Genomic DNA, 10,845 nt, shown 5'->3' with positions numbered 1-10,845 from the left:
GTTCGGCAGTGAGGGGTTGTCAGGCGGCGTTCGACTCATGGCCCTGGCCGGCCTCGCGTGCGCCGGGCGCGGCCATGCGCATCCGGCGGATCGAGAAGAACTCGTCGGTGGCGTACTGGGAGTTGAGCTGGGCGAAGAGCCGGTGGGCGGTCTCCGGGTCGAGGTCGCCGGTCTCGTACTGGTGGACGTGGTGGCGGGCCAGCGCGGCCTGGAGCCATTCGCCGTCGGCGAAGAACTCGTCGAGGTGGTCCCGGTTGAACAGCCACACGCCGAGAGCGGCGACCTTGGCGTGCAGGGCGCTCAGCTCCTCCGCCACCCGGATCAGCCGGGGCGGGGTGGACTTGGCGGAGGCCGTCGGCTGCGCGGCCGGCCCGGCGCTCGACTGCCGTACCTCGTGGACCCGTGCGAGCAGCGCGTCGAGTTCCCGCCGCAGTTCCTCGGCCCGGCCGCGCAGGACGTCGAGCCGGTCCGCGTCGCAGCCGGCGGACGGCGACAGCTCCGCGAGGCGGGTGATCAGCGCGGGCAGGCTCGCGAACGTGGCGTCCCTGCCGCGCCCGAACACGCTGACCCGGTGTGGCTCGAAGTCGGGCAGTTCGGCCCGCAGGTCGTACAGCGCCCGCCAGTCCTCGTCCGGGGTGTGCCCCTGTGCCTTGGCCAGGGCGGGCAGTTGGAGCGCGAGGCTGTCCAGGCAGACCGGCTCGCTGCCGTCGAAGACCGATACGACGGCGCCGTCGCGGAGCATCTTCTGGAAAGTTCCCACGTGTTCGGCGGCGCGCATGAAGTACCGGGCGCCCAGCGTGCGGGCCAGCGCCTTGCTGTTGAAGTCGACCAGGCGGGCCACCTCCACCTTGGCCAGGTTCGCCCAGATGCTGAACTGCTCGGTGTACAGGTGCAGTCCGCGCATCGCGACGAGGCTCTCGCACTCCGCGACGAGCAGGTTCACGTAGGCGTTGGCGAGGGATTCGGTGACGTACGGGATCTCGGTCGCGGGTCCGTCGTAGAGGATCCGTTCCGACAGGAACCCGGTCACGGTCCGCAGCATGGTGTCGCCCGTGCCGAGTGACAGGCCGGTGCAGAAGGTCCGGGTGATCAGGAGGCCGCGCAGGGCCAGTTCGAGTCCTTCGCCCTCGGCGCCCAGCCGGGCCGAGGCGTCCACCCGGGCGCCGTCGAAGGCGATTCCGCTGATGTCGCAGCCGCGCAGGCCGTAGGTCGGGACGCGGGGGACCCCGGACACCTCGCCGGAGATGATCTGCGACCGGTCCACGAGGAACATGGACTGCTGCCGCTTGGCCGGCGTGGTCTCGTCGCCGGTGATGCCGAGCAGGACCACGTGGGTGGAGGTCCGGCCCCGGTTGATCGGCCACTTCTCGCCGGTCAGGACGTACTGTCCGCCGTCCGGGGCGGCCGTGAAGCGGTTGGCGGCCAGGTCGGCGCCGTGTTCCGGCTCGGAGTAGGCCAGACAGGGTATGACCCCGCCGGCGAGGACCGTGGCCGCGTGCTTCTCCTGCTGCTCGGCGTTCCCGCCGACCCAGGCGAGCATCATCCAGACCTGGGTGCTCTCGCTCACCGCGACGTTCATGTCCCGGCGGGCGATGACCCTGGTCAGCATGAGGATGTCCTCGGTGGCCCGGAGATCGCCCCCCAGTCGTTCAGGAACGAAATAACGGTTGAATCCGAAAGCACGGACCCGTTCGATTCCCGCGGACGGGAGTTCATCGCGTTCGTCGAGCTCCAGAGCCCCGGCGAACGATAAGGAGTTCCGCTCCACCGCGGGGTCGCCGAGCCAGTCCTCCAGGGCTTCGGCGAGGGCAGTGCTTGATTGTTTCATCGAGCTTTTCCATTCCATGCTGGAGAGGACAGCGGCGTCGAATGGCAGCCCTGTCCGAAAAACGGCCGTGGTGATGGAGAGGTGCGTGACAAAAGAGCACAGGGCGCGACGCGCGTAGCGCGGCGCAGTGCGCAGTGTCAGACCTTTGAAGTCGGATGAGGTCGGATCAGTGATGGATGCCGTGCCGGTGCCGGCAGGCGGGTGATGGACGCCGAACCGGCCGAACAGGCCGGTGTGGGACGCCGGACCAGTGATTTCAGGCCAGTTGTGTCAGACCGGCCCTAGGCACCAGTGGTGTGGGATCGGCGCGGAGAAGCGCGCTTTCCCTGGCGTCAGCGTTGTCCGCTACAGCATCTGATCGAAAAATTAACCATTTCTATTTTCCCCCGTCGCGCGAAGCGCTCTTGTTTTCCTCGTGCGTGGCTCGAGTCGCTGAGAGCGATGTTCTGGCCAGGCAATTAAGGAGCCTAGCAGGCGCGCCACATCGCTCTCTGTGATGCGAGACACAGGCGACACCTCGCCGTCTCGGCTGAATGCCCGACTCCGCACGTGATCATCAATTGTCTGACCTCGTCCATTCCTGGAGAATGATCGATTCCATTTCAGGAACGCGGACCGTGATGGTCCGTTCGATTTTGCATCGATGTAACGTGCGGGGCCGCGTCGCCGATTGCGGACGGGTGAATTCCCCCTGGTCCGGAATCTGTCGTTCTAGTGGCCGCCGCCGGGGGGTGCCGGGCCCCGGTCGGCGGGATCCCGCCAGGGGGAGGGGTTGTCCGCCGGAGAACCGTTGTATCTTCGATGGTGGAGACTGCCACGATTGAAGGAGTCGGCTCATGGTGCGCAGCGGTAACGCCGAGCAGCACGGGGCATCCCCCCGGAAGGACTTCCTCATCGCCGAGCGGCCCGGCTATCTGCTTCACAAGGCCGGGCTGGTGCTGGTGGAGGATGTGGAGAAGGCGCTGGCCGGGGTCGGTATGCGCATCCGCGACTTCTTCGTGCTGGCCGCGCTGGCCGGCGGGCCCGAGCTCTCGCAGCAGGACCTCAGCCGGCTGCTCAATCTCGATCCGACCACCGTCGTGACGGTGATCGACGAGATGGAGCGCAACGGGCATGTCGAGCGCCGGCGCAATCCGGCCGACCGGCGGCGCTACAACCTGATCCTCACGGAGTCCGGCCGTGCGGCGCTCGCGACGGCGGACCGGGTGGCCACGGAGGTCGAGTCGGCCTTCTTCGGCGCACTCGCGGAGGACGAGCGCGAGGCGCTGCGCAAGATGCTGGGCATCCTCATGGCGGGTCGCTGGCCCGCCTCGGTCTGCTCCGACTGACACCAGCCTTCCGCCCGCGCTTCCCTCCCCCCTTCTCTCTCGACTCAGAAGCCCACGAAGCCCGTGGTGCCGTTTCGACGGCGCCGCGGGCTTCTGTCGTACCCGGGCTCGTCACTGTGGGTGACCGCGCTCCGGTGATAGGGCAGGTCGGTCGTCGGCCGACGCGCCGGTCGCTACCGACCGTCACGAACGTTGACGTATGGCTTTCCAATCATCTAGATTTCCATCATCTAAGGATCCTGTTGATTGGAAGGTTCTCGCATGTCCGCAGAACGCGCTCCGTCGCCCACTAGGTGGTGGACACTCGGGATCGTCGCGTTGGGCTCGTTCATGCTGATGCTCGATCTGAGCGTGGTCTCCATCGCGCTGCCGCAGATCCATCGCTCCCTGGGCGGCAGCTTCGCCGACCTCCAATGGGTGTTCGACGCCTACGCCCTCACGCTGGCGATCTTCCTGGTGGCGGCGGGATCGCTCGCCGACCGGATCGGCCGCAAGAAGGTCTTCCAGGTCGGCTTCGCCATCTTCACCGTCGCCTCCCTGGCCTGTGGACTGGCCGACGGATCCGGTCAGTTGAGCTGGTTCCGCGCCGTCCAGGGTGTCGGCGCCGCCATCATGTTCGCGGTCGGTCCGGCCATGCTCAGCCACGAGTTCCACGGCAAGGAGCGGGCGACCGCCTTCACCGCGTTCGGTGCCGCCGTCGGTCTCGCCGTCGCCACCGGCCCGCTCATCGGCGGCTCGCTGATCAACGCGCTGTCCTGGCGCTGGATCTTCTACATCAACGTGCCGGTCGGCGTGCTCGCCCTCCTCGTCGGCGCGCTGCGCGTCCGTGAGTCGCTCAACAAGCGGGCCCATCCCACCGACTGGACCGGTCTGGCCACCTTCAGCATCGCGCTCGGAGCGCTGGTCTTCGCCACCATCCGCGGGCCGGTGGAGGGCTGGACCAGCGGCACCACGCTCGGTCTGTACGCGGCCAGCGCGCTGTTCCTGGTGCTCTTCGTGGCCATCGAGCGCCGGCTGGGCGAGCGGGCCCTGATCGACCTGGCGTTCTTCCGCAGTCCCACCTTCGTGGGCATCTCCCTCGTCGCCATGATCGGCAACGCCGGCGCCCTGCCGTCGGTGTTCTTCGAGACCAGCTACCTGGAGAACATGCTGCACGTGGACGCCTGGGGCACGGGCCTCAGGTTCCTGCCGCTGACCGGCGCGATGTTCGTCGCCGGCGCGCTCGGCGGCGGGCTCATCGGCAAGGTTCCCTTCCGGGTGCTGCTGGGCGGCTCGACGCTGGTCATGGCCGTCGGCATCCTGTTCCTGAACCTCACCGAGGCCGACTCGTCGTGGACCGTGCTCGTCCCGGCGCTGGTCATCTCCGGCTTCGGCATGGGCGCCTTCAACCCGGCCCGGGCGGCGCTGGCCATCGGCGTCACCGAACCGGCCAAGGCCGGTGTCGCCTCCGGCATCAACGAGACGTTCCAGCAGGTCGGTATCGCGGTCGGTATCGCCGGCGTCGGCGCGTACTTCCAGCACAGCATTGCCGACGACTTCACGTCCTCGGCGGTCGGCAAGCAGATGGGGAGCGGCGCCGCGGAGGAGGCCGCGCACGGCATCAGCGCCGGCTCTCTCGACGCCGTCGCCCAGTCCGCGGGACCGCTGCGCGACAAGGTGCTGGCCACCGGGCAGGACGCGTTCATGAGCGCCTTCCACGGCGCCATGACCCTGAGCGCGATCCTCGGGTTCGTCGCCGCGGTCATCGGCTTCACGATGCTGCGTACGAAGGATCTCCACGCCAGCGCGGTGTCGACCATTCCGCCGGACGTCGACGAAGACGGCGAAGTGCGCCCCGACGGCTCGACGGACGTCGCGGTGGGCGCCTCGGCCTGACGTCATCGCCCCTCAGCACCGCCCCGGTGGTCACTTCCCCCGCGCCACCGGGGCGGCTCACCGCTGTCCCGGCACGGCCGCCGGCCCGCGCCCCAGCCGCCCGGGTGGGGGGCCGGGGGGGTGGGGGGGGGCTCAGTGGCCGGCCCGGGCGTGGGGGGGCCCCCGGCGCCGGGGTGCTCCCACCCGGTCGCCCGCCCCCGCCCCGCGCGCGCCGCGCCCCCGCGGGGCGCGCGCGCCCCCGTTCCGGTTGTGGGGGGATCAGTGGCCGTCCCGGTCGTGGGACGACACCGGGATCGTCTCCTTGTGGAAGTAGGACGGGCGGATCGCGCTGTACACGAACATCAGGACGGCTCCGACGAGGAGGGCGCCGATGCCTGTGACGAAGACGCCGCCGAATTGCCAGTGCGGCGGGAACGGCAGGGTCCACGAGGTGCTGCCGTAGTCGGCTGCGGCGTACACGATGCAGGCGTTGATGAAGAAGTAGAGGAGCAGCAGGCCGCCCAGGCCCGGCATGATCCCGCGCGTCCACAGGTCGCGCGGGCTGCGCGTGAGGACCTTGCGGTAGTACCAGACGCAGGTGAAGCCCGTGAGTCCGTAGTAGAAGGCGATCATCAGGCCGACCGAGCCGATGGAGTCGGCCAGGACGTTCTCGCTCACCCGGGTCAGGATGACGTAGAAGACGATCGAGGCGATCCCCATGCCCACCGTGGACCAGGTCGGGGTGAGGAACCGGGGGTGCATGCGGGAGAAGCGCTGCGGGATGGCCTTGAACGCGGACATGGACAACGTGGTGCGGGCGGTCGGCAGGATGGTCGTCTGCGTGGAGGCCGCCGCCGAGGTGAGCACCATGACGATCAGGAGCTTGGTGGCGACCGTGCCCCAGCCTCCGGTGCCGAAGACCTCGGCGCCGAGACTGGAGAGGACGTCTCCGGAGTTGTCCGGGTTGCCCAGGCCGATGCCCTTGTCGCCGACACCGGCGAAGGCCTGCGCGGACGTGGTGACCAGGACGTAGACGAGCAGCAGGATGACGGTCGAGATGACGGCCGCGCGGCCGGGTGTGCGGTCGCGGTCGACGGTCTCCTCGTTCACGGACACCGCGGTGTCCCAGCCCCAGTAGATGAACACTCCGGCGAGGATGCTCTTGGTCAGGTCGTCGAACGAGTTGATCTCGAAGGGGTTGAACCACGACCACGAGATCTCCGAGGAGACGTTCGGCGCCGTACCGCCGTACACCTTGACCAGCGCGGTGATCGCCAGCAGGAACAGCACCACGATCTCGATCGTGAGCAGCGCCTTCTGCAGGTTGGCCGAGAGTTCGATGCCGATGTAGCAGATCAGGGTCATCAGGGCGATCCACAGGACGCCGACGAAGGTGACCCAGAAGGTGTTCTCCGCCAGCCCGTCCGCGCCGATGAGCTGGAAGCCGTACGCGCCGGCGATCTGCGCCAGGTTGGCCATCACGATGATGTCGGCCGCGACGATGCCCCAGCCGCCCAGCCAGCCGGTACGGGGGCCGAAGGCCCGGGCCGCCCAGGTGAACGTGGTGCCGCAGTCGGGGTCGGCCCGGTTCAGCTCCTTGTAGCCGTAGGCGATCAGGAACATCGGGACGAACGCGAGGATGACCACGATCGGCGACTGGAAGCCCACGATCCCGACGATCACGCCGAGGGTCGCCGCCAGGCTGTAGGCGGGGGCGGTGGAGGCCAGCCCGATTACCGTGCTGGAGAACAGGCCCAGGGCGCCGCCCTTGAGGCCCTTGTCCGTGGTCCCGGGGCCGCACGGCGGCAGTGGCGCGGGCGGCGGGACGGATGGTGAGCTCATGGCGCCCTCCGGAACCTGGTGGCGCCCGCCGGGGTGGACCGGGCGCACGCTGTCCCCGGCTCGGCAGCCTCGGGCATCCCGGGAATCACCGGGGACGTCCGGGGGACCGGGCCGCTCTCACCAGCATGAACCCGCTCGCCGACAACCGGTAGTCGAGCGTGCCCCGGGCGGCCGCCACACCTGCGCGGACACCTTCGCGCTCCCGTGCGCCGGGGAGCCGACGGCGCCGTGTACGCGGCCGACCGGGCCGGGCGGTGCCATCCTGCGGGGATGACGGGATCCAGCGCTGCGGGCGGCGGGTACTCCGGTACACCGCTCGCCCGGAAGATCGGTATCAAGGCGGGGCATCGGGTGCGGCTGGTCCACGCTCCGCCCGGCTGGGAGATTCCCGGGCTGCCCGAGGACTGCGAGGCCGGGGAGAGCGGACCGGAAGGGGCGGATGTCACCCTCGCCTTCTTCCGGGAGCGCGCCGGACTGGCGGCGCGGGCGGCCGGGCTGGCCGGCGACCTCGCGGACGAGGCCATGCTGTGGATCGCCTGGCCCCGCCGGGCGGCCGGGCACAGGAGCGACATCGCGGAGAACGATCTGCGGGACCTCTTCCTGCCGCTCGGGCTCGTCGACGTGAAGGTGGCGGCCCTGGGGGAGGACTGGTCGGGACTGAAATTCGTCCGCCGCAAGGAGAACCGGCGCTCCTGATCCTGTACTTATGGGCGTAGATCAGGACGTACGTACGGCGGACCTGTCGGCGTACTTGAGGGGTCATCCCGGTGAACGACTAGCATCGCGGCACAGTTGTCGGCCGGGATGGGGTGGGTGTCGTGTCGCAGGCGGAGGAGGGGCCACGGATCGCCGTTGCCGTGGTGACCATGGGCAACCGGCCCGTCGAGGTCGACGCGCTGCTCACCTCCGTGGCCAAGCAGGACGTGGCCCCCGCCCGGATCGTGATCGTCGGCAACGGCTGCCCGCTGCCCGAGTTCGCCGGACGCCTCGGCCTGCCGGGCGAGGTGACCACCGTCGAGCTGGACGACAACCTCGGCTGCCCCGGCGGCCGGAACGTCGGCCTGAGCCGGCTGCGTGAGTTCGGGGACGTGGACGTGGTCGTCGAACTCGACGACGACGGGCTCCTCGTCGACGGCGACGTGCTGCGCAAGGTGCGCGACCTGTACGCCGCCCGGCCGCGGCTCGGCATCGTCGGCTTCCGCATCGCCGACGAGCACGGGGAGACGCAGCGCCGCCATGTGCCGAGGGTCGGCGCCAAGGACCCGATGCGCGGCGGACCGGTGACCGGCTTCCTCGGGGGCGGCCACGCGCTGTCGATGCCGATGCTCGCCGAGACCGGGGACTGGCCCGCCGAGTTCTTCTTCGCGCACGAGGAGACCGACCTCGCCTGGCGGGCCATCGACGCCGGCTGGACCGTGCTCTACGAGCCCGGACTGCTGCTCCAGCATCCCAAGACCTCGCCCGCCCGGCACGCCATCTACTACCGCGTGACCGCCCGCAACCGGGTCTGGCTCACCCGCCGCCGGCTGCCCCTGGCGCTGATCCCCGTGCACCTGGGGATCTGGATCGTGCTCACGCTGCTGCGGACGCGGTCGGCCGGTGGACTGAGGGCCTGGTTCGGCGGATTCGCGGAGGGGCTGCGGCGGCCCGGCGGAGAGCGGCGCCCTATGCGGTGGCGGACGGTCTGGCGACTCACCCGCCTCGGCCGCCCGCCGGTCATCTGACCCGCACGTCGACAGCCGGCTCGTCCTGCGAGCCGGCTCGCCGTTCCAGCCGCTCGTCGGCCGGATTGGCACGGCTTGTCATCCGGGGCGGTTCACCGGGCCGGACACGGACGGAGGCCCCGGTCGATCACCTCGACGACCGGGGCCTCTGACGTCCCCGGATCCGGCCGCGGCGGCGACACTCCCCCGAGTTACGCGTAGTACGCGCGCACCGTCGGGCCAGATCCGATGGCTTGATCACATCAGCCCGCGCCAACGGATCGCTAACATATGGCCAACGGTTCCCTCGGGAACGATCACTTGACCGGCGTGAACCCGTCCTGGGACGGCGCGAAACCGCCGTGGTGCGCGGCCGGCGCGGCCGGGCGGAAAGGCAGTGGGGCGGCGTATGCGGAACGGGCTGCGGTTCGGGCTGCTGGGGCCGCCGGTCCTGTACGACGCCGATGGCGAGGTCGTCTCGATCGGCGGCCGGAAGATGCGTGCCCTGCTGGCCGCGCTGCTCCTCGAACCGGGCCGGGTCGTCTCCGTGGACGCGCTCAAGGACGCGCTGTGGGGCGGGGCGCCGCCCGCCTCCGCCCAGGCGTCCCTGCAGAACCACGCGACCCGGCTGCGCCGCCTCCTCGACGATCCGGAACGGCTGCGAGCGGTACCGCCCGGGTACGTCCTGCGCGTCGGCGAGGGCGAGTTGGACGTCCGCGTCTTCGAGCGGCACGCCACCTTCGCACGTGACGCGCACGCCGAACGCGACTGGGAGCGGGCGCTGCGCGAGTCCACCGCCGCCCTCGCGCTGTGGCGTGGCACCCCCTTGAGCGGCCTGCCGCCCGAGACCGGCGGACACGCCTTCGTCCAGCGTCTGGAGGAGGGCCGGCTGCTCGTCCTGGAGTGGGGGTACGAGGCGGAGCTGCGCCTCGATCCCACGGCGTCCCGGCTCGACCGGCTGGCACCGGAGCTGGCCGCCCGCACGGCCGAGCATCCGCTCCGCGAGTCGTTCCACCGGCTGCTGATGCTGGTGCTGCACCGCACCGGACGCCAGGCCGAGGCTCTCGCCGTCCACCGCGACCTGCGGGCACGCCTGCTCGACGACCTCGGCATCGAGCCCGGGCCGGCCGTGCGCAGGGCCCACCTGGAGATCCTGCGGGACAACGACCGGGTTCCGGGCGAGGCCCGTGCCACCGATGTGCCCCCGGGCGGGGGCCACGCCGGGGACCGGGCCATGAGCGGGAACGGGCCCCGTCCGGACGGGAGCGGCGAAGAGGGCGGCGACTGGATTCCGGGCGTGGGAGCGGACCGGCGAAGGGGCGGCGGCGACAGACGCCGGGACGACGGCCGGGGCCGGCGGGCGGAGGGCGACAGCGACCGCGCGGGGAGCGGCGACCGGAGTGGCGACGCCGACGGGGGCCGCGATCGGGCTTGGAGCGGTGAGGGCTACAGCGACGGGGATGGCGCTCGGAGCGGCGACGGCGACAGGATCAGGGCTGACGGCGGTGCTGGGAGCCTTGGTCGTGACGGTGACGGTGACCATGGCCGTGGCCGGGACGGGGACATCGATCAGGTCAGGAGTGCCTGGCGGGCCGGGAGCGCAGGCCGGAACGACGGTACTGGCGGCGACGATGGCCGGTACCGGAGCGCCGGCCGCGATGGCGATGGCGGCCGGGCCGGCGATGCCGACGGTGCCGGTGGTGCCGGGAGCGCTGGTCGCGAAGGCGGCGGTGGCCGGTACCGGAGCGCCGGCCGCGATGGCGATGGCGGTCGGGTCGGCGATGCCGGCGGTGCCGGGAGCGAAGGCGGCGGTGGCCGGGACGGCGATGGCGGCCGTGGTCGGGACGGATACGTCGGCCCGGATGGAGACGGTGGCGGCGCGGAGCCCGGGGGCGGTTCCGCCCTGGGTGGGCGGGGCGTCGCCTCGCCGCCCCGGCCCGCTCAACTCCCTCCGCCTCCAGCTCACTTCACCGGACGCGAGGACGTCCGCGACCGCCTGTTCCGGGTCCTGGACCCGGAGAACTTCCCGCGCCGCACGCACCCGGAGGAGCCGGCACCCCCGACCGGCGGCACAGGCGACCCCGACGACCTCGACGACGGAGCGTCCGCAGACGCGTTCGCCGGTGCATCCGCTCGTGCGGACAGCGGGAAACCCGGCGCCACGACGACCGCCGGGTCGTGGGGGGGGGGGCGCCCACCCACAAAAAAACCAGCCACGCCCCCCGCGGCCCCAGACACACCACGCGCCCACCACACCCCACAAGGACGAGACACCAACCACAGCCCCCCA

At 70.9% G+C, this 10,845-nt stretch carries 7 protein-coding genes; 5 read left to right on the top strand and 2 right to left on the bottom strand.

The window, feature by feature from the left end:
- Positions 1-19: 19 nt before the first annotated feature.
- A complete protein-coding gene (locus ACFXGX_RS13090) occupies positions 20-1,828 on the bottom strand; it encodes an acyl-CoA dehydrogenase family protein (RefSeq protein WP_384789057.1) in 1,809 nt (602 codons plus the stop codon).
- Positions 1,829-2,664: 836 nt separating this feature from the next.
- Between ACFXGX_RS13090 and ACFXGX_RS13085 the strand changes: the two genes are divergently transcribed.
- Both ACFXGX_RS13085 and ACFXGX_RS13080 read left to right on the top strand, forming a co-directional pair.
- A complete protein-coding gene (locus tag ACFXGX_RS13085) occupies positions 2,665-3,156 on the top strand; it encodes a MarR family winged helix-turn-helix transcriptional regulator (protein ID WP_384789054.1) in 492 nt (163 codons plus the stop codon).
- A gap of 261 nt (positions 3,157-3,417) precedes the next feature.
- Positions 3,418-5,031, top strand: coding sequence for an MFS transporter (locus tag ACFXGX_RS13080; protein ID WP_384789051.1), 1,614 nt, complete (start codon positions 3,418-3,420; stop codon positions 5,029-5,031).
- 258 nt (positions 5,032-5,289) lie between these two features.
- On the opposite strand, the gene ACFXGX_RS13075 is transcribed toward ACFXGX_RS13080, so the two are convergent.
- Positions 5,290-6,852, bottom strand: coding sequence for an APC family permease (locus ACFXGX_RS13075; protein WP_384789048.1), 1,563 nt, complete (start codon positions 6,850-6,852; stop codon positions 5,290-5,292).
- A 270-nt stretch (positions 6,853-7,122) separates the two neighbouring features.
- Between ACFXGX_RS13075 and ACFXGX_RS13070 the strand changes: the two genes are divergently transcribed.
- The 3 genes from ACFXGX_RS13070 to ACFXGX_RS13060 all read left to right on the top strand — a co-directional run.
- Entirely contained in the window at positions 7,123-7,548 is a 426-nt protein-coding gene (locus ACFXGX_RS13070; protein WP_384789045.1) for a DUF3052 domain-containing protein, read from the top strand.
- Between the two features lie 170 nt (positions 7,549-7,718).
- Positions 7,719-8,576, top strand: coding sequence for a glycosyltransferase family 2 protein (locus ACFXGX_RS13065; protein WP_384789137.1), 858 nt, complete (start codon positions 7,719-7,721; stop codon positions 8,574-8,576).
- 388 nt (positions 8,577-8,964) lie between these two features.
- Positions 8,965-10,845: BTAD domain-containing putative transcriptional regulator (locus ACFXGX_RS13060; protein ID WP_384789042.1), on the top strand; the 1,881-nt coding region annotated here is incomplete at its 3' end.

The sequence above is a fragment of the Streptomyces sp. NPDC059371 genome (assembly GCF_042751995.1).
Lineage (GTDB): Bacteria > Actinomycetota > Actinomycetes > Streptomycetales > Streptomycetaceae > Streptomyces.
Note: the sequence above shows the minus strand (reverse complement) of the source record. Positions and strands in the feature narration are given on the sequence as shown.